The organism is Pseudocalidococcus azoricus BACA0444, assembly GCF_031729055.1.
GTDB classification, from domain to species: Bacteria; Cyanobacteriota; Cyanobacteriia; order Thermosynechococcales; family Thermosynechococcaceae; genus Pseudocalidococcus; species Pseudocalidococcus azoricus.
Genome location: NZ_JAVMIP010000014.1, coordinates 39,455 through 63,089, shown reverse-complemented (window position 1 = coordinate 63,089; position 23,635 = coordinate 39,455). Strand labels below are relative to the sequence as shown.

The window sequence follows — 23,635 nt, the reverse complement described above, 5'->3', positions numbered from 1 at the left end:
TTAGCCCGGCCAGGGAATACTTTTGCTAATGGTTTGGGAAAATTTTTGAATTTCTTTGATAATCCTGGGTTCTTTAACTTCAAACATGGTCGGATAGTGAAATGCCAGAATTGTCGTTCCCATCACCATGACATCTTGATCATGGAGGAGAGTTGGATAGACTAAATTATTCCCATTCAGCAATGTGCCGTTAACTGTGTTTTTATCCATGACAAAATATAGAAATTGATGCCGAAACATGACTGAGTTAATCACTGCATGGAGTCGAGAAGCATAGCGATCTTCAATGACAATCCGACAACTTTGAGAACGACCAATAGTCCAACTGATACCCCCCAAAGTTCTACGTCATATTTGAGCTTATTTGAGCTATGAATGGTTAACCAGGCCTGGTTAGGATCTTGATTGGGCATGATTCAGTCGGAACATTAATCAACCACTTTCCGCCAACTGTGCCCCAAAATGGACAACCCCACTATAGCCTCACAGCGGGAGCGAGACACAAGTCGAAATAAAATATATACAAAGAACAATCGCAGAACCCATCTAGGATGCTGATTAGAGGCAGTTAACACGCATCGTATAGCCAGGATTGCCAAGATATTGGGACTTGAGAACAGGTCGCGTCCCCCCCATCGTCCACAGTTAAGATAGAAACCAGGCCCGGATGAGCAGAACCCCTTAGAGGTGCAGGGTAACAGTGGCAATGGTTAAGCTTCTTCATTTATCAGATATTCACCTCGGCAGCGGTCTGGGCCATGGTCGTTTGAATCCCCTCACAGGATTGAATACTCGCCTAGAAGACTTTGTGGCTGCTTTAACCTATTGCATTGACCAGGCCCTGGCGGAAGCCGTTGACTTAGTGTTGTTTGGGGGAGATGCTTTTCCCGATGCCACCCCACCCCCCCTGGTGCAGGAGGCCTTTGCCCAACAATTCCGCCGATTAGCTGATGCCCAGATTCCCACGGTTTTATTAGTCGGTAATCATGATCAACACGCCCAAGGCCAGGGGGGAGCCAGCTTAGTGATTTATCGCACCTTGGGAGTCCCTGGCTTTATTGTCGGCGATCAGCTTTCTACCCACCGTATTAGAACGAAACAGGGTAATGTGCAAGTGGTAACGTTGCCTTGGTTAACTCGTTCCGCTCTCCTAACAAAACCGGAAACTGAGGGACTGGGCTTGGGCGAAGTTGGGCAACTTTTGATTCAGCGGTTAATGGTGGCATTAGCAGGGGAAATTCGACAACTGGATCCCGAACGGCCAACGGTATTACTGGCCCATGCCATGGTGGATACGGCCCGGTTTGGGGCAGAACGCTTTTTAAGTGTCGGGAAAGGCTTTACAATTCCCCTTTCCCTGCTGGCCCAGCCAGAATTTGACTATGTGGCTTTGGGCCATGTCCATCGGCATCAGGTGTTATGTGAGCAGCCCCCCGTAATTTACCCAGGTAGTATTGAGCGGGTTGATTTTGGCGAAGAGGGGGAAGAAAAGGGGTTTATTCTTGTAGAAATCCGTAAAGGCCAGACCCAGTGGCAGTTTTGTCCAATTCCCACCCGCCCCTTTTTAACCTTGGATGTGGACGTATCCCTGATTCATGAGCCTCCCCAGGCCCGGCTTTTAGAGACGATTACTCAGGCCAGCATTGACCAGGCCATTGTCCGCCTGCGGTATCGCCTGCGTCCCGATCAAACGGCCCTGATTGATCTACCGAGTTTGCATGAGGCCCTGACACCCGCCCACAGTTTTAGCATCCATCCCGAACTAGTCACCCAACTACCGCGGGCCCGCCTGCCAGAACTGGGCCTGGGACAGACCATTGCCCCCTTAGCCGCGTTGGAACTGTATTTAGAACAACGCCCCGACCTTGAACCCTTAAAATCTGAGCTATTAATGGCGGCGACATCCTTGCTAGACGATCAAGATTGGCAAAAAGAAGGTACAACTCCGTCTCACCCCCCCGGCCCCGCTTCCGAGATCACACCCATAGCCACCTCCGTTCAATTAGACCTCCTGTCAATGCCTTAGATCTTTAACAAATCATTGCCAAGCAATATTGCCCCTATCAAAGTTGTTTGAATTTATGTATGAATATCGGGATGATTTAATCATTTTTTTGGAGCTTGGGGCGTTATCTTAAGGTCAAGGCAATAATCAGGATAGGATAAATTTAGAGTTATCTGAAACTCTTCGCAAATATCCCCCCTTGCTCAGATTTTGCCTAGCTTTCTTCACTGCATGACGCAATTTCTTCCCCCGTCAACGTTGATCAATACCATGATGTTTGAGGAGTTTCCAATCCCCCTGGTGGTGGTGGATAGCCAAGGGGAAATCGTTGCGTTTAGTGCTGCCATGAATCAGGTTTGGGATTATTCAGAAACATCTCTACTGAACCAAAATCTATGGCACTTGCTCCCCCAGACCTGGCAAGCCCATCTCCAGCCGGCCTACAAAGCGGCTATCATTACAAACCAAACTGGATATGCCCAAATTTTTGATGCCCCTCATCAGCGTTGGTGGCAGGTGGGATTCGTTCCCAAGGCCAATAGGTCTATATGGTTGATATTTTGGGACTTGACGACTCAGCAAGAGGAACTGATTTGGCATCAAGCCCAACTGACGGAACTGCGCCGCTGGTATGACCGCCTTCAAACCATCGCCGAGATTAGTCAACAAGTTTTTTGGGAATGGCATATTCAAGACGACACAACGCTCTGGGTGGGTAATACTGTCAGCCTTTTTGGCTATACCCTAGATACCATGCCTCAATCGGGCCAGGCCTGGTTAGATTTAATTCATCCGGACGATGTGACAGCAGTACAAGCTGGGTGGGAAAGCAGTCAAAACTCTGGTGTGCCTTACTGTTGTGAATATCGGGTTCGCTGTCAGGATGAACACTATGCTTGGGTGCGCGATTGTAGTCAATATTTCCATTCCGAATCTGGGGAGTTCCGGCTTTTAGGTGCAGTGGCCGATATTAGTAGCCGTAAAGACGCTGAGGCTGCTATTGCCAGCAATGAATTGCGCTTTAAAAATTTAGTTGCCAATTTGCCCGGCCATGTGTTTCGCTGTGCTAACGATCCAGACTGGACAATTCAATACCTGAGTGACAACATTGAGCAAACTGTCGGTTATCCGGCTGTGGATTTTATCAACAACTGTCGCCGCACCTTTGCCAGCATCATTCATCCCGATGATCAGCAGTATGTCTATGACACCATTCAGGAAATCTTCCAGCGACAAAATCACTATGGGGTTGAATACCGAGTGATTCGGGCCGATGGTCAGGTGCGCTGGTTTTATGAGTCGGGACAAGCGATCCATAACGCGGCTGGGGAAGCTCAGTACATTGATGGCATTTCCATCGATATTACGGTTCAGAAACAGGCCGAGTTGGAATTAGCCCAGAGTGAATCCCGCTTTCGCCAGCTCGTTGAAGATGTGGCGGTGGGGATTATTGTTCACAATCCACAAGGGGAGATTATTCTGGCCAATGAACGGGCGGCCAATATTTTGGGGTTATCCCTTGATCAACTCCTGGGAAAATCAGCCCAAGATTTAGATTGGTATGTTGTCAATGAAACTGGAGAGCGTTTAACGGCGGCCCAATTTCCCTCGGCAAGGGCCACAGCACAGTTAATCCCCATTCGGGATGTGGTCTTGGGAGTCAACCGGCCAAGCCAAGATCTAATCTGGTTACAAGTCACGGCCGAACCCCATTTCAACGCCAGCCAGCAGCTAGAACAAGTCGTTATTACCCTCAGTGATATTACCCAACGGAAGCAAGTGGAAGATGCGCTCCGGTATCAATCCCAGCGAGAACAAACCCTGAACCGATTGATTAAAGCCATTCGCAACTCCCTCAATCTGGCAGAAATATTTCAAACCACGGTGGATGAAATTGGGCACTTATTAAATGTTGATCGGGTGGCGATTGTTCAGTATCAGCCAGAATTGGGGCAATGGGATCATATTATTGAGTACCTGAGAGAGTCTTCCCTCCCCCCAAGTCAAGGACTCATTATTCCTGATGCCCAAAACCCGATTGCTACCTCCCTCAAACAGGGGCAAACGGTACAAATTCACCAGGCTGAAACAAAACCTAACCTAGGGGAGTTTAATCGGGAGTTAGCCACCTCCTTTCCGGGGAATTGGTTAATGGTCCCACTCCAGGTTGAAGCCCACACTTGGGGCAGCTTAACCTTGCAACAACGTCACCCCGACCAGGCCTGGCATCCCAGCGAGGTTAGTTTATTAGAAGTGATTGCCGATCAATTAGCAGTGGCCATTCGTCAAGCTGAGCTTTACCAATCCCTGCAAGCTGCCAACCAAGAATTGAGTCGCCTCGCGATTACGGATGACTTAACCCAAATTGCCAATCGCCGTCACTTTGATGAATGTTTAGCTCGGGAATGGAATCGTTTGTTGCGAGAACAAGCCCCTTTGAGTTTGGTGTTTTGTGATGTGGACGACTTTAAGGCCTATAACGATTTCTATGGACATCAAGCTGGAGATGAGTGTTTATACTTGGTAGCCCAGGCCCTCGGGACTAAAGCTAGACGGGCTGTAGATTTAGTGGCTCGCTATGGGGGTGAAGAATTTGCGATCATTTTGCCCCACACTGATGGAGCCGGGGCCAGTCGCGTGGTTGAGAACATCCAAGCCAGCTTGAAAGCCCTGGAAATTCCCCATGGGGCCTCCCGAGTTAGCCCCGTGGTGACGGTGAGTTTTGGCATCAGCACTGGCCGTCCAACCCCAGAAGGCTCTCCAGTCCATCTCCTCGAAGCCGCGGATCAGGCCCTCTATCAGGCCAAAGCAGAAGGGCGCAATACTTACCGGATTATTCATGTTCCATAGGCAGCGCGAGGAAATCTATGCTATCTGACTTGGCCTGGATGGGCAAACTGATGATCGTCTCGCTCTCTTTGGCAGTGGCGATTAAAACCTTGGGCCGTCAATACCCACTCCCAGAAACACCGACCATGATTATCAGTTTGCTTCTCCTCCCAACGATGTTGATCCTCTTAGTTTTTGGCCTGCGTCAACTCTTAAACCCTGATAACCCTTAAGCATCAACATCCAATAAGACACAGGTACTTGGGGGCGGATCCCGATCCACCTGGGCATAAATTAGGTCAATCCAAACCTCTTCACCGTAGGGATATTTACTTGTGACATAAAATAACCAATGCTGATCAATATCTAGTCTTTCGCGACATTTTTGAAAGGTGGGGGATGAAATTGTTCGATGGGCATTGAGGGCAGGCTTCCACTTGTCTTGCAGGCCCACAGCAATTTTGAAGCTCTCCCCAGCGGAATTTTCTACCAGTAAGAGCGCGTCCATATACAATGCTTGCCACCAGACTTGGGGATCATTGAGGTCTTCCCCTTCTGCTTTTAAGTCTGTGATCAGTTGTGGCATGGCACTTTTAACCAGGCCTTGTATTTTTGAGAATTCTGGATAAGGATGTAAGAGCTTAAGATTTTTGGCTGTTTGACGAAACCAAAGTTTGTGATATGACATAGAAGTAGCAAACTCCATCGGAAAACTTAATATTTTCAGGCTAAAAATTGACCACCCTGATTGATGGCCCACATTTCAGCTAAAGGCAGTAAAAAGCTTAGGCGGCTGAATAATTTCGCCTTAGCTATTTTAGCAATAGATTTACCCATTTCAAAATTTATTGTATGCTTGACCCGTCTTCGTTTGTTGAGGGTGATTTGGATTAAGGAAAGGTTAAGAGCAAATAGGCCCAGGCCAGTCTAAGATTGGGATAATTTTGGGGTTCATCCCTCTGTAGGCGTGCTTGATGCTGGTTTATCGTGACTTTGACATTCGCCCCTGGCAACCCCAAGATCGGGAAGCAGTTGCAGCCCTCATTGCCACGGTGCTGGGAGAGTTTGGCCTGGCCTGGGAACCCCAAGGGGCCGATGCAGATGTGGTGGCAGTTGAAGCGTTTTATCAAGATCAGGGGGGTGAGTTTTGGGTCATAGAACAAGCCGGGCAAATTGTCGGAACGGCCGCCTATTATCCAATTGCACGGGGGGAGAATGCCGTAGAAATTCGCAAAATGTATCTCCATCCCCAGGCTCGCGGCCAAGGCTTAGGACAGTTTCTCCTCAGCCAATTGGAACAGCAGATTCACCAACGGGGATTTGACTTAATTTGGATTGAAACAGCGACCATTATGAACCAGGCCGTGAAACTCTATGAGAAAAATGGCTATCAGCCCACCAGTGGAATCGAAACTCAACGCTGTGATCGGGTTTATTACAAAACACTAGGATGACACTCAACTCTTAGTTCCCAAGGCCTGGGCTAAACTAAGATTTGCAGTCATCAACTATTTATCATGACAACCCTCGCTCAAATCTAAAAAGATATTCAAACTCTCCCTCCAGAATCCCCAGTCTGCCTGGCAGATTTTATCCAACTTCTCAAGAAAAATATCCCTTCTCCCCATGTCTCTTGCTGATGTTTGCCTAGTGGGGATCACTGAGCTGTATTTTGATAGCACTTTATTGACTTTGGATAGTGGTTTTCAGATTTACCGTCACAATAGAAATCAAATTATAGTCATTTCTGCCAAAACTGAGACACTCAAGAGTAACACTGGTGATGGTTTCAAGTATTTCTGTGTTTTATTCTTAAGCGAAATGACTATGATTCCAAATCAGTAGTATGGCTAACATAGACTGTTTTATAAATGTTTTATAAATTAGCGGTTGCACTCAACTTATTTTTCCTTGAGCCATAAGTTGTTGTTGAAATTTACGAGAGTTTTCTTGAAAGGAGTCTTGTATGACTTGGCGAATCCGGTCGGGGTTGGGTTTCTTGCCCCCGATTAAATCCCCAAAATAAACACAGGCCCCTTCCCCCAGTGCCCAGGTATAGGCAAACGACCAAGAGGCGGACATGACGTTCCCTAAGACCGGAATAAATTTAATTAGTTGCTGCCCCACCAATCGAGCTAGGAAGCCACCCCCAATGGTTGTTAAAATTCCCCCGGCCTGGGCTGGAGACAGGGTTTGTCCGTAGAGCCGGCCAATTAAGATGACCATCGTGGTCTGAATGGCAATTAAAACAGGCATGGTGGCAAAGGGTAAGGGGACAATCGCTAAGGTTGCGGCCATGATGGCAAAGGGCAAAATTGATCGCCGCCCCACATTACGATACACAGTTCCCAACTGGGTCGAAATTTCTTTTTCATCTAACAGTTGGTGAATAATTCCAGCTTCGGCTTCCGGTAAGAGTTGCTCTAGGGCGGTACCGAGTTCCCCCAGGCCATAAAACACTGGCTCAAATCCATCTTCTGCTAGGGTAAAGTCCACCAAGACCGTGTTAGCCGTAATGTCGGCAAATTGAGCCTGGAGGGCCTGGGCGGCTTCCTGGAGCAGGGGAATATTAGGAGGATAGGGGGGATGGTTGGCCTGGCTGGCGGGATAAACCTCATGCAAGCAGGTAATTACCAATAAACAGGGAATATGGGGAAACTTCTGCCGGAGTTGTTGGGCAATGCGGTGGAGTGAGTCCGTGGCAAAGTCGCTAATTTTGACCGTTAAGACCAAAACTTGGGCATTTTTACCTTGGGCCAGTTGGGCTTCTAACTCTTGGTAAATGGCATCCGTATCCTGGCTGGTTTCCCCCAGGCCCACCGTGTCCGTAAAAATCAACAGGGGCAGATCATCCGTGGGAAAGGCATATTGCTGCGTATGGCGAGTATGGGGCCGAAAACCTGAGCCAACAATACTCAAATCTGCTCCCGTTAAGGCCCGAGTGATCGAACTTTTCCCGGCCTGGGGCTTGCCCATTAAAACAACTTCGGTGGTCGGCAACTGACTGCGAATCTGGGCCAGAATCTCCTTGAGTTTTTCTGGATCCACCTGAAACCAAGACTGCCAGGCCTGGGTTCCTTGCTCTAACCATTTGCGCGGCTCAAACTTCAGTTTCATCTCCAGAACTGGGAGAGTCCTTATAAAGAGCATCGAGTTGATTGCGAGCATCCTCTAGGGTGAGGGAACGCATCACCAGCAAAGGTTCATCAATCACTTGTCCACGACTATCCAGGAGTTCAGGGTGACTGACTCTGGGGTGATTTGGGCGGGCATAGGGGTAGGTACGCTGTGACTCAATCCCCAGAGTAATGAGGTTGCGAATGAGGTTGCCCATTGCTAATAAAGCCAAAATGGTAAAGGCAACGATATAAATTAACTGCAAGATGAACGACCCTTCCATAATCAGCAAACCCCAGTGTAATTATCTCTTGGTAATGTGTCTCAGGTATTGGTATCTCAGTGTCTAGAAGCCCCTGCCTAAATCATAGCTAAAGAGACCGACTGCCTTGAAATTCTACGGGCGTAATAAGCGATATTGGTAGCTAACTCGCCAACACTCATTGACCAGTTGATGCCACTTCATTAAAACCTCGGTATCCACCCCGGCTGTCCCCTCCGTTGCCGCAAATAAGCTCTGGGCCGCATTGACCTCTTGTTGGGACTGAATGACGCGGGCTAAAAGCTGGGCCTGGACTTCGGGTTCCAGAAAGGACAGCACCTCTTGCCGTAATAGGGATTCAGCCCGCCCAAACCAATAGTGAAAATCATCGAACAAGGGTTCCAAGAGAGCTTTCAACAATTGGGGTTCTGGTAGGTTGGAGTGAAGCATAGGGTTATTAAAATCTGTAGATATAGTAACACTGAATTCTGAGACTCCTTTACATTATGATACAAATGCTAAATTCACTCCAGATTTTAAGTGTCATGTCTTCTGCGTTGCGGCGAATGTTTAGGGATCGAGCCGATTTAATTCACTACCTAAAGCAGGAATTTCCAGAGATTGCCGCCGCAGGGGATCAGGTGAGTCCTGTGGTTGGCGGGCGGACTGCGGCTGAATTGACCCTCGCTAGAATCCAACCTGGCCCCTATGGTCAAACCCGGAACTATTTGGCTGGAGCCGTCACTCACCTATCTCCCTACTTGCGTCATGGGGTGTTGAGTCTAGCTGAGGTAAAGACCGCTGTTTTAGCCCAAATTCAAACCTGGACTGAAGGGGAAAAACTAATTACGGAACTGGCCTGGCGAGACTATTGGCAGCGACTCTATGAAAGATTGGGGGATCACATTTGGCAAGACTTAGAACCCTATAAGACAGGTTGGCAACCGAGGGACTATCAACCGGAGCTACCACCAGATATTGATGCCGGTCGCACTGGCCTGGCCTGTATGGATGGCTTTAGCCACGAACTCCAAAATACTGGCTATCTCCATAATCACGCCCGGATGTGGTTGGCGGCCTATGTGGTGCATTGGCGGAAAGTCCGTTGGCAAGCCGGGGCGGCCTGGTTTCTGCAACACCTTTTAGACGGGGATCCGGCTAGTAATAATCTCTCGTGGCAGTGGGTAGCCAGTACCTTTAGTCATAAACCCTATTTCTTTAATCGGGATAACCTCGAACGCTACAGTCAAGGTCAATATTGCCCAACCTGTTCTCTGCAATATCGCTGCCCACTCCAAGGCAGTTACTCAATATTAGCCGCTAAACTCTTTCCTAACGCTCCAGAACTCCAAAATCCCCAGACCCGTTCGGGTCAGTTTCATCGCAGTAAACCCCAAAAAAATAACCGCTAAATTCCCAGGTTGCTGGCGTTGGCTCAGTCCTAAAAATACTTGCTGGAAGACCGGTTTTTGCGTCAGTATGGGATCACTGATTGCTCTGAAGGGGCGATATTATGACTGAAAATATCCAAACCAAAGTCGAAAAACCAGATACGGAGTGGCAAGCCCAACTGACCCCAGAGCAGTTTCAGGTGACTCGCAAAAAAGGTACCGAGCGGGCCTTTACGGGGTGCTACTGGAATAATAAAGAACCTGGAACCTATACCTGTGTTTGTTGTGGTACACCCCTCTTTAAGTCCCAAACTAAATATGATTCCGGCACAGGCTGGCCCAGCTTTTGGGAACCCATTGACCCCAAAAATGTTCGTCGGGAAGTGGATCGCAGCCTGTTCATGAGCCGAACTGAGGTTTTGTGCGCGGTCTGTGATGCCCACCTCGGCCATGTCTTTCCCGATGGCCCGCCCCCAACTGGTGAACGCTATTGTATGAACTCAGCTGCCCTTAACTTTATGCCTGAGAGTCAATCCTAATTCTTATGGGTATGAAGTTTCGAATTGGGAACGGATATGACATTCACCGCTTAGTTCCTGGCCGCCCGCTGATTTTGGGAGGTGTTTGTCTGGAGCATGAATTAGGGTTGCTGGGCCATAGTGATGCGGATGTACTGACCCATGCCATTATGGATGCTCTTTTAGGGGCCTTGAGCTTGGGAGATATTGGGCATTATTTTCCGCCGGATGATCCCCAATGGGCTGGAGCCGATAGTATGCTGCTCTTGAAACAGGTGGCGGGCCTGGTGAAGGAACGGGGTTGGCAAATTAATAATATTGATTCGGTGATTGTGGCTGAGCGGCCCAAACTGAAACCCCATCTCAGTAAAATGCAAGTCCAACTCTCCCAGGCCCTGGATCTGGATCCGGATCAAGTTGCGATCAAAGCCACCACCAATGAGAAATTGGGGCCTGAGGGCCGGGAAGAAGGAATTGCAGTTTATGCGGTGACGTTATTAACCCAAGAATAGGGCATTCTCGAAATCTTGGGATGGGTTTGGTCGTAATTTACAGAACCTAGTTAAGTAGAGCAATTCAGGCCTGTTAGGATATTTTGCACTCTTCTAGAGATTTTTAATTTGGTCTGGAGAGTTATGTGACGAAATTACTGGTTACTGATGCTGATTAGGGAACGTTTTCTAAGCTGTAATAGAGCCTAAGGACACCTGAACACTGATAGCTTCTATCTAAACAACATTCAATCCTCTACAACAGTCTATTGATTTAATAAACGGCATGACTTACATAGAGATGAATAGGTGCTCTGTGCAAGGGTATGTTTATTGAGTCTATGATTCAGACTGAGATCGTAATAAATCCCCTAGTATAGGGTTACGCAGGCTGTTCTGAGAGAGTAGAAATGTCAAAAAGACTGACCATCAAGCACTTTCTGACTGATCCCCGTCTCACTCTAAATGAGTAACGCTATAGTGGCACTTGACTGGGGGGATGAACTGGAGTGAAGGATGACTAAATTTTATGGACTATATTCTCTTAGGCATGAGCTAAACCCAGATCATCATTTGAGTAGGGTAGGGGCGACCTCAGATTGGAGCCGAACTGGCCATGAAATTTGGCAAGAAGGGCCAATTTTGTTCTACAGCCGATTACTAAGAATTAATCCCCATGATGCCTTTGAGTTACAGCCTCTCGTGACGGAAGATTTTGTCTTGGTTGGTCAAATACGGCTGGATGATCGCTATCGGCTGGGGCAGGACTTGGGTGTTAATTATGATCAGCTTTCACAACTATCAGATAGTCAGCTTTTTCTCCAGGCCTGGCAGAATTGGGGTCAAAACTGTGTGGATTATCTTTATGGAGACTGGGCTTGCGGAATTTGGGATCGACACCGACAATCTCTTTGGTTAGGGCGGGATGCAGGCGGAAATCGGGGCCTTTACTATTGGCATAATTCTCAGTGGCTAATTTTTTCCAATAGTTTGAAGACATTATTAGCTCACCCCTTTGTCCCAAAACAACCAAATGCCTATCAGATTGCCCGCCAACTAGCATTAGTTATGGATCCGAGCCAAGAGGGGGCAACGGCCTATGCGGAAATTAGGCGACTGCCGGTGGGAAATGCGATTCGTTGCCATGACGCAAAAGTAGAACTCTACACTTGGTGGCGGCCTGAGAATTTATCAGAGTTGGACTGGGCCGATGATGAGGATTATTACCAGGCCTTTCGGGAACTTTATCGTACGGCTGTATCTGACCGGCTTTCCAGCAGTCATGGGCCTGTGGGACTGATGTTCAGTTCTGGCTTAGATTCTGGTTCCATTGCCTCGCTGGCGGCGCCGATCTTGAAAAAACAAAATGAAACCCTGCAGGCCTATACTTCTGTACCACAGTTTCAACCGGATGGAGCCTCGAGACGGCGATTGGGAGATGAAACAGGGTTGGCCCAGGCCTGTGCGGCATATATTGGTGATATTAATTTTATTCCTGTATTTTCAACCGAGAGTAGCATTATCTATTCCCTTGAGAAGCTGTTGGAAATTCATGATCGGCCGGGCCATGCGGCGGTGAATTACTACTGGATCCTCGACATCTTAACAATAGCTCAGGCCCAAGGAATAAAAGTGATGCTGACTGGGCAAGGTGGGAATGCCACGGTTTCCTTTAATGGGTCTGGGACTCTCTGGCCCTATCTCCTTCACCGGGAATGGCAGCGGTTTTTAACTGAATTTTGTCAGAGCCGTGTTGGCACTTGGCAAACCCTGAAGGGACAAATTCTCCGCCCGCTCGTCCAACCTTTTCTAGAGATCCTGGCTCATTTGAAAACCCTTAATCAAGCTCCCTGGGGAAATGATGCCCTCATCGGTCCAGAATTAGTGGCTGAGGTTAATCTTTGGGCACGGATGGAGGCCATGGGGTATCACCGGATATTGGGGGCATCTCAGGCAATTTCAAGAGAACGGATTAAACAATTTCGGCTCGGGGGCCTGGGGGGGATTGGGGAAATCTGGATGGAATTGGGGGCAGCCCATCACATGGATGTCCGAGATCCGACCCGTGATCGGCGCATCATTGAATTTTGTTGGCGAGTTCCAGATCGCATCTTTTGGGCTAAGGGATTACAACGAGGGTTAATTCGCCAGGGGATGGCCGGGTCTTTACCAAAAATGGTTCTCCATAGCAAACGGAAAGGACTGCAAGCGGCCGATATTGGTTATCGAGTTTGGGCCCAGCGGGATGCCATCTCGACTACTCTCGACAAACTAGAAGCACATTCACTGGCCCAGGCCTGGTTAGATATTCCTAAAATGCGCTTGACCCTAGCAGAATTAGCCACAGGAATCACCCCGGCCAAAACAGTTCGAGTGAGTTCCCTCTTACGGGGGATTGGAGTTGGCTTATTTTTAATGCGGTTCTAACCGGGATATTTGATGACCAATGCTAGAAGCAGAAAAGTATATCGTCCACCCGGCCTTTGGCTTAAGGTTTCGGTCTCAAATGGCTGGTTTTCCAATGCGCGCAATTCGAGAGAACGGCCAAGCCTATGATGTGGAAGTGGTTGTGGAGCCTGTCCCCCCTGCTTTGCCGCATCCGGTTTACCAGTCACAGATCTATACGGCTGCACCAGGCCAGTTACTCTGTCAAACCAGAACTATTGCCGATTTTTTCGTTGCGAATGGGTCACGGGTTTCGATTGCTCCTAAGCCGACTATAGACCCCCTCAAGCTCTGTAATTTGTTGTTTGGAGGCGTGACCGGGGGAGTATTAATCCAACGTGGAATATTAGCCCTGCATGGTTGTAGCATTGAAACGCCTACGGGGGTAGTGGTGGTTTGTGGTCATTCTGGGGCGGGTAAATCAACTCTGACGGCCTTGATGTTGGCCCAGGGATTCCGAATTTTGGATGACAATATTGCCGCTCTTACGCCAAAATCAAATCAGTTTTTAGTCGCACCTGGCCTGGGATTTTTACGCCTGACTGAACCAACCCTCAAGCTGTTGCATTGGTCTCCCCCGGATCTAAGTTATCCTGTCCCAAACCAACTGAAATACATCTATCAGTTGCCCCCAACAGGTTTTTGTGATCAACTGCGACCGCTCCGGCAAATTTGGCTGTTAGATCGGGCTTGTGAGCAATTGACTACGCCAATTCTGGGCAAGGCAAAACTAGAAACCCTGCGCCAATTTACTTATATGACAGAACTAGTGCGGGGCCTGGGGCAGATTGAACATTTCTTTCCTCAATGGATTAATATTGCGAACTCAATTCCCATCTCAATTATTGGCTATCCCAAAACCCTAACACTCCCGGCCTGGGTGGATCATCTTGCTAACCTTCTCCACAAAGCCTAAGCCTAAAAACAGATTTTTATCTCAAAAATATCTGAAAAATCGGCTATGCTGTGGGCCATGGACAAATTCCACAATCGTTATGACCGCTGTTACCCTCAATCCTGATACCCAGCTTCAGCTCAACCCAGATATTACCTTTGGCGATGTTGACGGTGAAATTATTGCCCTAAATATTCAAACGGGGTTTTTTCTCAATCTAAACAGTAGTGGCAGTTACATTTTTGGCCTGTTTGAGGAGACTAAACCCTTAACCCTCGCCGAGATTTATCAACAGGTACAAGATGCTTACGAGGTCGAGCCAGAGGTATGTCAACAAGAAGTCAAGACTTTTTTGGAACGTTGCCTCGAATTGGGCTTAATCCAACCACAAATTTGCTAAAATTTTTCCAACATAACCGAGGAGGTTAGACCAATGGGTATACATCCAGACAATGCAATCAAGAGCCAATCAGAGAGTACCAAGTCCATCAAAAAAGCCTGGGTTACTCCAGAAGTATCGGAATCTCCTGTTAATCAATTTACGCAGAGTGGCCCGTTTCCAGGAACATTCGATGGTACAGGCTACTCTTGAAAAACTCTGAAAAGTCTTCCAACCCTTGACTTCTGTTGTTTTTGCCTGGGAATTAGGGGCTGGCTTTGGCCATCTTGCACCTATCTCTGCTCTGGGAACTGAGTTACGTCGGCGGGGGTATCAGGTTAAAGCCATTGTTCCCAATCCTGACCAGGCCAAGCCTTTGTTAATTCCTTTGGGTATTGAGGTCATCCCAGGCCCTCTCTGCCCGGCCCCAGCCCAATCCTTTCCCATTTCCCTCAACTACACGGCCAACCTGCTACGGAATGGTTTTTGGCATGGGGAAACAGTCAGCGCAAGACTTAGGGCCTGGCAGGACATTCTGAACGAACTAGATCCTGATCTTTTGATTTGCGATCATGCCCCATCTGCGCTACTTGCCAGTCGTGATGCCGATTATCCCCGCGTGGCTATTGGACATGGGTTTACGCTCCCCCCCCTCTCGGAGCCAATGCCAAGCCTCTATCCCTGGTTTTCGTTGCCCATTGAACAGCTACAACAGGCCGACCAGATGTTCTTAGGGACTGTTAACCCTGTTTTGATGGAAATGGGGATCCCTCCCTTAGCCAGAGTTGCGGCATTGTTTGACGGGGTAGAGCGTTTTTTGTGCATCGAACCGGAATTAGATCACTATCCAATTCGTCCGGGAGAAACCTACTGGGGGAGTATTGACGCTGTATTTCCGGTCATGTCTGAGCCAAGCTTGGCAGCGATGGAGTCTAAAATTTTTATTTATATGTCAGCAACTAATCGTTTCCTCGGGCCATTACTGCAATTTCTGAGGACTCAGGCAATTCCGACTTTAGCTTATATTTCTGGACATGTTCCTGAAAGCCTACAAACCTCTTTCTCGTCGCCATACATTCAATATTTACCATCACTGATAAACTTGAAAAGCATTACAGAAAATTTCTGGGCTGTGGTTACTCACGGTGGTACTTTATCAGTTTCCTTTTTTCTCCGGCATGGCATGAAACTCTTGATTTGCCCATCGGATCTAGAAAAAGCGATTTTAGGGACTCGTCTGCAAAAACGTCAATTGGCCCAAACTGCCAACTGGTTTAGCACCCAAGGTCTATCAGATGGGCAGCTTGAGCAATGGTTAGGGTCAAATTTACCGAAAAACCTCACTAAATTTGCTAAAACCCAGGCTACCCGCCCGAATCCGGTTGAAGCAACAATTAATCAATGTCAACGCCTCATCTCATAAAATTCCCTTAGCCATTTGGAATGTAAATGAACAGCAATAAATTAAGCTATTGGGTCAGGTCTGTTCCGCCAGTTCCCCTCAGCCATCTAGAGTCGAGTTGGGGCATTAAGCCTTTATATCAAGACTACCCAGGCCTGATGGGGACACTATCAACTTACTACTCTGTTCTAGCTCCTGGGCATATTCCCCATGAGATTCATACCCATGATGATGAAGAAATTATTGTCTTGCTGGCTGGGGAATTAGATATTCTTGCTCCTGATCATCGAGTTCCGATTGGGCCGGGGAGTTTTTTTCATCATCCACCCCATGATCCCCACACAATTGAGGCGGTTGGGTCAGAAGTGGCCTGCTTTCTGGTATTCAAGTGGAAGTCCGAACTTAAACCGCAAACATCTGAAACTGCTGAATTTTTCCTGTTTAATGCCCAGGATTTACCCCCTTGGGATCAGCAGAAAGGGTTTCAACTCCAGGTGCTTTGTGAAAACCAACCCCTGACTAATGGTGGGACGCTCAAAGTTGGTTTAATTCATCTAGCACCCAATCAAGGGTATCCCCCCCACAGCCATGATCATGACTTGATGCTAGTTCTACTCCATGGTGAAATGAAAGCCCTCGGACATAACACTAATGCACCTGCTGTCATTTATTACCCTGCTCGTACCCTACATGCTCTTGCACCTGTCAGCCCAGCTCCAATCACCATTATTGAATTTGAATTTCATCGGGGGCGTGAAAACTCACAAACAACTGGGGGCTTCTAGATCTCGATGAAATCAACATTCTGGATTCGGTCTCTACCCCAAAATCCTCCCATTCATCCACTGGCAAATTGGGTAGTCATGTCTTTAATCAAAGACTACAAAGGGCCGATGGGCAAAATTTCTGCATATTATTCAGCTTTGTGGCCTGGGCATCGCCCCCATGGGATTCATCAACATCCTGAAGAAGAAATGATTGTTCTCCTCAAGGGTGAGTTAGAGATTATTTCGCCTGATCATCGGATTCGGATTGGGCCGGGTAGTTGCTTCTTTCATCCACCGGGGGACTTACATACCATTGAGTCTGTCGGCAATGAGCCAGCTAGTTTTTTGATTTTTAAGTGGACTAAAGAATTAAAATCAAGACTCCAAAAAGATTTTACTGCCCAGTTTCGCTTGTTTGATCCAATCGAGTTACCGGCTTGGGATAGTCAAAAACCTCATCAACAAAAGCAAATTTGGAAAAATCAACCCCTGGCCAATGGTGGGAGCCTGACTCTCTATCAAGCTTATCATCATCCCTATACTGGCTTTCCAATCCATTTCCATGACTATGATGTTATGGCTATTCTCCTAACTGGACAGATGGATATTTTGGGCTTTGTGGCAACTGCACCGAGCATTATTTATTACTCTGCTGGTATTTTACATGGTTTAGCCCCCACCAGTTCTGAAGCGATTAACTATCTGGAATTCCAGTTTCACCAGCCTCCAATCGCCCGCTAATTTTCGCTGTTGACTATAGCATTATCCATTTTGAGATGTAGGCAGATTGAACGATTTTTTTAAAATTTTTCCCTGGACTTGATTAAATCATTAAATCTCAATCCAGTTAATAAATATAATTGATCCAAATCAACTATAGCGTTACTCATTTAGGGTGAGACGGGGATCAGTCAGAAAGTGCTTGATGGTCAGTCTTTTTGACATTTCTACTCTCTCAGAACAGCCTGCGTAACGCTATAGCGTAAAGTCTCCCAGAATAAACTGCTCGACTGTCCAAAGCCGTTTTGAACCAATCAATTCCTGAGCTTTCTTCATCTTGATTGGTTGCACTAATAAACCGTTAAACCGTATCGGGAAATAACACCTGTTTCAGGGAATCAGGATGACGTTGGGTTTAGGTAAATCCAATCATGGCTACCTCCCAAACTAAGCGGGGTTGAACATATTGTTTTAGTTGTTGGCGGGCGGCTTCTAATCGTTCCACATCAGCGATATTTCGGTGGTTTTGCCAAAGAGTTTGTTGCATTAAATCCAAGAGCCAAATTTGTGATTCCACGTCCAGGCCTTGGCTAATCTCACGGGCTAACTCTAATCCTTGCCGGAGAGAAATAGGGGGTGTTAAGCCTAAACAGGCCTGGCGGAGTTCCCTAGGAATAGTTTGCCACTGTTGCCAATGGGTAATCGCTGCTCCCGGACTGCCAGCCGCTAATTCCATTAAGAGGGGAAACCCTAAAACTTCGCTGGCCCCGGCCTGGTGGAGAACTTGGCTCATTTGACTGGCCGTGAGGCGATAGAAGGGAATCCGTTGGCAGCGGGAAACTAAGGTCGGGAGAAGGGCGGTTTCACTAGGGGCAATTAAAATTAAGGTGGCCAGACCAGGTTCCTCTAAGGTTTTTAAGAGTCCGTTGGCGGCCCCTTCGGCCATTGTTTCTGCTTGCTCAATGACCACGACAGAGCGGGGGGCTTCTAATGGTGGACGACTCAAGAACCGACTCAGGTGTCGAATTTGCTCGAGACGGATTTGGGGGCGTGTTTTCGGTAGGCTCTGGCCTTGGGCGATGAGTTCAGCAGCGGTGACAAGCTTATTGTTTTGTAAGTAAGTTGGTTGGAGCCAAAGAACATCGGGATGATTTGCTAAGGATTGATGGATTCCCCCCAACAAAGACCGGATCAGTTGCCGCGCCATCAATGCCCGTCCGACTCCGGGTGGCCCTGCGAATAAATAGGCGGTGGCAATTCGTTGACGCACCAAGGCCTGCTCTAAGAGTTCTCGGGCTTGGAGTTGACCAATTATGGGGCTGAAATCTGGGGATACCATTGGCGCAGTACCTCTCGTAAGCAGGATTGAATTTGGATCGTCACCTCGGCCTGGGAGCAGTTGGCATCAATCCGCTTGATCCGTGCCGGGGCCTGGCCACTCAGTTGTGCAAATCCCTGCTGGACTCGTTGATGAAACGCTAAGGTGGCCTGTTCCATGCGATCTTGACTGCCGGAGCGTTTTTCTGCCCGTCCCAGGCCCTGCATGGGAGTCACATCCAGCCAGAGGGTTAAATCCGGTTGCCGGCCGGCCGTCGCGATTTGGTTGAGTTGGTGAATGATCCCTAAATCCAGGCCCCGCCCATAGCCTTGGTAAGCCACAGTCGAATCCGTAAAGCGATCACAGAGGACTAATCCCCCGGCATCAAGGTGGGGCAGGATTTTTTCAGCTAGATGTTGGGCCCGATCCGCCGCATAGAGCAACAGTTCACAGGCCGGGGCAATATCTGTCGGACTATGGAGCAACAGTTGGCGCAGGTGTTGACCTAGGGCCGTCCCCCCTGGTTCGCGAGTCACCAGCATCACTGGCTTTAACTGTGGGACAAGGGTTTGCAAGGCCTCTAACCAGCCGGATTCCTGCAACCAGGCCTGGGTGAGGCCAATTTGAGTCGTTTTGCCCGCCCCTTCACCCCCTTCCCAAACAATAAAACGACCAGGAATTTGCTTACCCATCGTGAACCTGCCTGCCTGAAACACCAGTTCAACTCACTGAATTATCCTGGATGCTGCCGAAAATCCGAAATTTTTCCAAAACTCGTAACCCAGGACACAATCCCCCCTAGACAATCCCCAGAGAATGGGCAAAGGTTGAATAGTAACTTGATCAACTTACCCATTAGACATTGGATTCAGTACCCAATTCAGGGAACCTTGGTTATTATTTAAGTTAGCTGCAAGCTGGTCTCAATTATGCGGTCGCTGTTATTCTGAGTTCCTTTACTTTATGGCTCGTTATACCCACAACTTAACAGTCGCCCTTCCTAGAGAGCAGGTTCAGGACGAATTAGCCGATGCCTTACGGGCCTGTGATTTAGAAGTATTGCATCAAGATAAGGATTATCTGGTCGCTCGCGAAGTTCCAGGCCGCTCGGCCCTTGCCCAATTGGTGACTGTGGAAATCTTGATTAATGATGTTCCGGTTGAGCCAGAAATCACCCGTGTCAACGTTGTGTTTAAGAATGAAGAGCTACCCCTAAGCCGTAATAATCACTGTTCCCAAATTTATCGTCAAGTCCGGCAAGCCCTTACTGAAGAACGAAACTGGGAGCTAATTGGGAGCGTTTCAGGCATCTAGGGCCATTGAGAAGATTATGAGTCAGCCGGCAACGGAACATCATGTACTAATCATTCAAGACTTAAAGGGGAAACGCACCATCCATCTCCAGGCCGCAACCTACTCTATTGGTAGAGATAAATCCAATGCAATTGTGGTTGAGGCTCCCGATATCTCCCGACAACACGCCCTCCTTTTACGACTGCCTAAACAGGGTGGTGAGGGATATCACTATCGTCTGGTGGATGGAAATGCCCGTGGCCGCCTCAGTGCCAATGGTGTCTTTGTCAATGGAACCCGCTCTAAGACCCACAATTTGTTGCATGGGGATCAGATTCTCCTGGGCAGTGATGTCAGGATTGCCTATGAAGTGTTGACCATGGCTAAGGCAGAGTTTATTAGATATCTGGAGCAGATTCGCTTTCAAAGCATTAAGTCTATTCCCCTGACCGGAACCGAAACTTTAGTCGGTGAACCCTTTGAAGTTGATCCAACGGTTGTCCGTAAAGATACCTCTCTACCGCCGCCCCCAGTAGCCATCCCAGTAGAGCCTAGCCCAGATGTGAGTTCTCCATCGCTGTCCAAATACTGGCTAGTGGGAGTTGGAGGGATTGCAGCCGGAGTTGCTTTGGGGAGTTTGTTAATTTGGGCTTTAAGTCAATCAGCCCCGCCCAGTCCTAAACCCTCACCACCGCCCTCAAGTTTTCATCTCTTCAAAAGTGCCACAACCTAAAAGGGCTAGTCCCAAGATTTTGACCGCTTGGGTTTATCGGTTGGAGATAGCTAAGGGCAGGGGAAAACGCGTCTGACTGGCCAGGCGATTCCGGGGTATAGCGTTACGCAGACTGTTCTGAGAGCGTAGAAATCTTAACAGGACTGCCCATAGAGCATTTTCTGACTTGTCCCAATAAGAGCCCTAAATGAGTAGTGCCATAGAGTAGTCTGGGTAACCCAAGGGTGAGTTGTCAAAATGGGCTTGGTTGTTGCAGCTTTTCCACCTTAGGGGGTTGTCGGGATTGGATTAACAAGATGCCCAGGCCAAAGATAGTTAGCCCCGCAGCCACAAGAAAGCAACCTGCCAGGCCATGGGTAAGGGCTAAGGGTGGGGCTGATTTAATGGCTGAACCGGGGGGTAAGCCGCCCCAAAGAATAAATAAACTCCCCATCAGGGGCACACCGATCAGTTGTCCTAAAGTTCCCACTAAGGCAATCAAGCCAGAACCAATTCCCGTCGCAGTTGGAGGAACACTACTCATAATTGCCGTGGCACTGGCAGCTTGAAATAACCCTAAACCAATCCCATAGGGGATAAAGGTCAAAATAAACTGGCTAATCGGCGAGTTGCTGTTAAATTGACTGATGAGAAAACATACCCCGATCACCAGGCCCAGGCCAATGATCCGAATCCGTTTGGTTCCCCAGCGATCCGACAGTTGCCCGGCCATCGGGGAAATGATGGCGTTACTGATGGGACATACAGCTAGAAGCATCCCCACCTGTTGGGTTGGAAACTGTTTAACAATTTCAAAGAAAAACGGCAGGACAAAGACTCCCCCGGCAATCACCAGGTTAACAATGCAGTTGAGAAGCACACTCCGGCTCAGTTCCCAGTTACGAAATAGCTGGAGGTTGAGGGTGGGATATTTGACCCGAGTCTGAATCCATAGGAAGAGACCGATCCCTGCGGCGGCTAGAGTTAAGGAACTCAGGGCAAGAATGTTGGTAAACCCGCGGGCCTGGCCGGTGGTCATCCCCAAGGCAAAGCACCCTAAACTGAGGGCAATCACTCCAGCACCAAGGTAATCAAAGGTTTCAGCTTGACGAGGCCGGGCCTGGAGGGGGAGGTACTTGAGAATAATGGCCATCGCAATTAAGCCAATGGGGATATTAATCCAGAAGATCGCCCGCCAACTGCCCCAAGCAATCAGGACTCCCCCTAAGGTTGGGCCCAAGGCAACCCCGACAGACATCAGCCCAGAAACAATTCCGAGGGCTTTGCCCCGCTCCTGGGGTGTAAAGGATTCAGTGACAATGGCCGCCGCTAACCCAGCAATGAAAACCGCACCTAAGCCTTCTAAAGCTCGAAAGCCCACGAGTTCCCAAACCGTTCCGGCAATGCCACAGAGGGCCGAACTGATTGTAAAGATTGCCAGGCCACCGATAAAGAGATATTTCTTACCCCAAAGATCGCCAAGGCGCGAGGCCCCTAACTGCAAACTGGTAATGACAAGGAGATAACTGAGGACAACCCACTGGACAGCGGTAAAGCTGGTTTGAAATTCGCGCATCAAAGTCGGTAAAGCAATATTGACCACGCTTAAGTCAATGGTGAACATTAAAATGCCTAAACTCACCCCAGTTAAAATCCGCCATTTCCGCTGTTGTCCGATTGCCCCGGCCATGTTTTTCCCTATTGCTGAGTTGTAAGCTAAATCTTTTGCCCTCTTGCCTCAGATCGCCCAGGCCTGGGGTGTAGGATGCTGAGGGGTTGATCACATTGCCCATCGGTTTTGGTGCTGCATCCCCTAGGCTTTGGTTAGGGAAATGACCAGTGACTCAATTGATACAACGGGCCCCAACTTAGGACTATCTTAGTCTTTTCGCTCCAGCGGTGGCCGGGTGTTTTGTTCGCAGGGATATCTGAACATTAGCTCCTATAATCCTAGAGAAATGAATGCTCGCCCCAACCAATCAGTTACTCGCCCTAGCAGAAAAACGGTAAACCATGTCTCAGAATAATAATATTGCCCCTTTACTGGCTTCCTTGGTGGTGACGGTGGGCTTATTGGGGGGCGGGGCCTGGTGGTTCTTTCGCTCCCAAGGCGGGAATGTTGACCAGATGATTCCCTTACCCGTTCCAGGGGATACAAGTCTTACGGGTGGCAGTGGTTCTTCAACTCCCAGGGTGGCAACCTTTAGCCAAGTCAAAGCTGTCCCCTCGGGATTATTCAACTACGGCGGCAGTACCACCTGGGCCCCCATTCGCTTGGAAACGGAGTCTTTAATTGCCGGGGCCTGGCCGGAGTTTCGCTTGCGTTATACGGATCCAACCACTGGGACACCAGGATCTGGGAGTGGGATTCGGATGTTATTAAGTGGTCAGTTAGCCTTTGCCCAGTCCTCACGCCCCCTCAATGACAAGGAACTTCAAGAGGCCCAGAGTCGCGGGTTTCGGTTGGTCGCCATTCCGGTCGCTATTGATGGAATTGCCTTTGCGGTGCATCCAAGTTTACAAATCCCCGGCCTGGCCGTATCGCAACTGGTGGATATTTACACGGGCAAAATTACCAACTGGAGTCAAGTGGGCGGCCCCAACTTAGGCATTACACCCTACTCGCGCCGCCGAGAAGATGGGGGAACGGTGGAATACTTCATTGATGAGGTCTTGGGCAAGCAGAACCTCGGGGCTAACGTCCAAATGGCCCGGGATACCACCGATGGAATTCGCAAGGTGGCCAGTAACCCAGGGGGCATTTACTACGCCTCGGCACCAGAAATTGTGGGGCAATGCACCGTCAATTACTTGCCGTTGAAAAGTAAATCCGGGGCCTGGATTCCCCCCTATCAACCCCCCTTCGTGCCTGCTAATCAATGCCCAGGCCAGCGCAACCAACTCAACCAGGCTGCATTTCAAAGTGGTGAATACCCCATTACCCGGCGATTGTTTGTCATCGTCAAGCAAAATGGTCAAACCGATCAGCAGGCCGGGGAAGCCTATGCCAATCTTTTACTGACGGATCAGGGACAAGCAGCCATTGCCAAGGCGGGGTATGTGCCATTGCGCTAATGGGAACTGTCCCTAG

The 23,635-nt window shown here is 48.6% G+C and carries 24 protein-coding genes; 16 read left to right on the top strand and 8 right to left on the bottom strand.

The annotated features are described in order from the left end of the window. Complete coding sequence (locus tag RIF25_RS12435; protein WP_322878859.1) at positions 1-339, bottom strand: FHA domain-containing protein; 339 nt, start codon at positions 337-339, stop codon at positions 1-3. Positions 340-706: 367 nt separating this feature from the next. Here RIF25_RS12435 and sbcD point away from each other — a divergent pair, with 367 nt between their 5' ends. From sbcD to RIF25_RS12420, 3 genes are all read left to right on the top strand, one after another. Then, positions 707-2,026, top strand: a complete 1,320-nt coding sequence (sbcD, locus tag RIF25_RS12430) for an exonuclease subunit SbcD (protein WP_322878858.1) — start codon at positions 707-709, stop codon at positions 2,024-2,026. A 210-nt stretch (positions 2,027-2,236) separates the two neighbouring features. Further along, positions 2,237-4,855 carry a diguanylate cyclase domain-containing protein gene (locus RIF25_RS12425; protein ID WP_322878857.1) on the top strand — a complete coding sequence of 873 codons (2,619 nt, stop codon included), beginning with the start codon at positions 2,237-2,239 and terminating at the stop codon, positions 4,853-4,855. A gap of 17 nt (positions 4,856-4,872) precedes the next feature. Next, positions 4,873-5,067, top strand: coding sequence for a hypothetical protein (locus RIF25_RS12420; RefSeq protein WP_322878856.1), 195 nt, complete (start codon positions 4,873-4,875; stop codon positions 5,065-5,067). Here RIF25_RS12420 and RIF25_RS12415 read toward each other — a convergent pair. Next, on the bottom strand, positions 5,064-5,522 hold the full coding sequence (locus RIF25_RS12415) for a hypothetical protein (protein ID WP_322878855.1): 459 nt from the start codon (positions 5,520-5,522) through the stop codon (positions 5,064-5,066). The two genes, RIF25_RS12420 and RIF25_RS12415, sit on opposite strands and share 4 nt — an antisense overlap. A 286-nt stretch (positions 5,523-5,808) precedes the next feature. Between RIF25_RS12415 and RIF25_RS12410 the strand changes: the two genes are divergently transcribed. Next, positions 5,809-6,288 carry a GNAT family N-acetyltransferase gene (locus RIF25_RS12410; protein WP_322878854.1) on the top strand — a complete coding sequence of 160 codons (480 nt, stop codon included), beginning with the start codon at positions 5,809-5,811 and terminating at the stop codon, positions 6,286-6,288. 442 nt (positions 6,289-6,730) lie between these two features. On the opposite strand, the gene RIF25_RS12405 is transcribed toward RIF25_RS12410, so the two are convergent. From RIF25_RS12405 to RIF25_RS12395, 3 genes are all read right to left on the bottom strand, one after another. Next, positions 6,731-7,951, bottom strand: a complete 1,221-nt coding sequence (locus RIF25_RS12405) for a GTPase family protein (protein ID WP_322878853.1) — start codon at positions 7,949-7,951, stop codon at positions 6,731-6,733. Further along, entirely contained in the window at positions 7,935-8,219 is a 285-nt protein-coding gene (locus RIF25_RS12400) for a DUF2973 domain-containing protein (RefSeq protein ID WP_041431767.1), read from the bottom strand. Before RIF25_RS12400 ends, RIF25_RS12405 begins: the two co-directional genes overlap by 17 nt. Before the next feature lie 129 nt (positions 8,220-8,348). Further along, positions 8,349-8,663 carry a DUF2605 domain-containing protein gene (locus RIF25_RS12395; RefSeq protein WP_322878851.1) on the bottom strand — a complete coding sequence of 105 codons (315 nt, stop codon included), beginning with the start codon at positions 8,661-8,663 and terminating at the stop codon, positions 8,349-8,351. Between the two features lie 95 nt (positions 8,664-8,758). Between RIF25_RS12395 and RIF25_RS12390 the strand changes: the two genes are divergently transcribed. The 9 genes from RIF25_RS12390 to RIF25_RS12350 all read left to right on the top strand — a co-directional run bounded on the left by RIF25_RS12390 (position 8,759) and on the right by RIF25_RS12350 (position 17,242). Further along, the gene (locus RIF25_RS12390; RefSeq protein WP_322878850.1) at positions 8,759-9,625 is read left to right on the top strand and encodes an FAD-binding domain-containing protein; all 867 of its coding nucleotides are present in this window, start codon (positions 8,759-8,761) and stop codon (positions 9,623-9,625) included. A 101-nt stretch (positions 9,626-9,726) separates the two neighbouring features. Continuing rightward, on the top strand, positions 9,727-10,143 hold the full coding sequence (msrB, locus tag RIF25_RS12385; RefSeq protein WP_322878849.1) for a peptide-methionine (R)-S-oxide reductase MsrB: 417 nt from the start codon (positions 9,727-9,729) through the stop codon (positions 10,141-10,143). An 11-nt stretch (positions 10,144-10,154) separates the two neighbouring features. Further along, a complete protein-coding gene (gene ispF, locus RIF25_RS12380) occupies positions 10,155-10,634 on the top strand; it encodes a 2-C-methyl-D-erythritol 2,4-cyclodiphosphate synthase (protein WP_322878887.1) in 480 nt (159 codons plus the stop codon). Positions 10,635-11,129: 495 nt separating this feature from the next. Further along, positions 11,130-13,040 carry an asparagine synthetase B family protein gene (locus tag RIF25_RS12375; protein WP_322878848.1) on the top strand — a complete coding sequence of 637 codons (1,911 nt, stop codon included), beginning with the start codon at positions 11,130-11,132 and terminating at the stop codon, positions 13,038-13,040. Between the two features lie 19 nt (positions 13,041-13,059). Then, positions 13,060-13,974, top strand: a complete 915-nt coding sequence (locus RIF25_RS12370; RefSeq protein WP_322878847.1) for a hypothetical protein — start codon at positions 13,060-13,062, stop codon at positions 13,972-13,974. Between the two features lie 79 nt (positions 13,975-14,053). Next, positions 14,054-14,353, top strand: coding sequence for a PqqD family peptide modification chaperone (locus RIF25_RS12365; protein WP_322878846.1), 300 nt, complete (start codon positions 14,054-14,056; stop codon positions 14,351-14,353). Positions 14,354-14,570: 217 nt separating this feature from the next. Beyond that, complete coding sequence (locus tag RIF25_RS12360; protein ID WP_322878845.1) at positions 14,571-15,755, top strand: glycosyltransferase family protein; 1,185 nt, start codon at positions 14,571-14,573, stop codon at positions 15,753-15,755. 26 nt (positions 15,756-15,781) lie between these two features. Next, the gene (locus RIF25_RS12355; RefSeq protein ID WP_322878844.1) at positions 15,782-16,519 is read left to right on the top strand and encodes a cupin domain-containing protein; all 738 of its coding nucleotides are present in this window, start codon (positions 15,782-15,784) and stop codon (positions 16,517-16,519) included. A 78-nt stretch (positions 16,520-16,597) separates the two neighbouring features. Beyond that, positions 16,598-17,242 (top strand): cupin domain-containing protein, encoded by a 645-nt coding sequence (locus RIF25_RS12350; RefSeq protein WP_322878843.1) that lies wholly within the window; start codon positions 16,598-16,600, stop codon positions 17,240-17,242. A 394-nt stretch (positions 17,243-17,636) separates the two neighbouring features. Here the strand turns inward: RIF25_RS12350 and RIF25_RS12345 are convergent, their stop codons facing one another. Both RIF25_RS12345 and tmk read right to left on the bottom strand, forming a co-directional pair. Continuing rightward, positions 17,637-18,560: a DNA polymerase III subunit delta' gene (locus RIF25_RS12345; RefSeq protein WP_322878842.1), complete on the bottom strand. Its 924-nt coding sequence runs from the start codon at positions 18,558-18,560 to the stop codon at positions 17,637-17,639. Further along, complete coding sequence (tmk, locus tag RIF25_RS12340) at positions 18,533-19,219, bottom strand: dTMP kinase (protein ID WP_322878886.1); 687 nt, start codon at positions 19,217-19,219, stop codon at positions 18,533-18,535. Before tmk ends, RIF25_RS12345 begins: the two co-directional genes overlap by 28 nt. Positions 19,220-19,502: 283 nt before the next feature. Between tmk and RIF25_RS12335 the strand changes: the two genes are divergently transcribed. Both RIF25_RS12335 and RIF25_RS12330 read left to right on the top strand, forming a co-directional pair. Continuing rightward, entirely contained in the window at positions 19,503-19,853 is a 351-nt protein-coding gene (locus tag RIF25_RS12335; RefSeq protein WP_322878841.1) for a hypothetical protein, read from the top strand. A gap of 16 nt (positions 19,854-19,869) precedes the next feature. Then, a complete protein-coding gene (locus RIF25_RS12330; RefSeq protein WP_322878840.1) occupies positions 19,870-20,565 on the top strand; it encodes an FHA domain-containing protein in 696 nt (231 codons plus the stop codon). A 232-nt stretch (positions 20,566-20,797) separates the two neighbouring features. Here RIF25_RS12330 and RIF25_RS12325 read toward each other — a convergent pair whose 3' ends face one another. Beyond that, positions 20,798-22,234 (bottom strand): MFS transporter, encoded by a 1,437-nt coding sequence (locus tag RIF25_RS12325; protein WP_322878839.1) that lies wholly within the window; start codon positions 22,232-22,234, stop codon positions 20,798-20,800. Positions 22,235-22,557: 323 nt separating this feature from the next. On the opposite strand from RIF25_RS12325, the gene RIF25_RS12320 reads away from it, so the two are divergent. Next, positions 22,558-23,619 carry a PstS family phosphate ABC transporter substrate-binding protein gene (locus tag RIF25_RS12320; RefSeq protein ID WP_322878838.1) on the top strand — a complete coding sequence of 354 codons (1,062 nt, stop codon included), beginning with the start codon at positions 22,558-22,560 and terminating at the stop codon, positions 23,617-23,619. Positions 23,620-23,635: the final 16 nt, after the last annotated feature.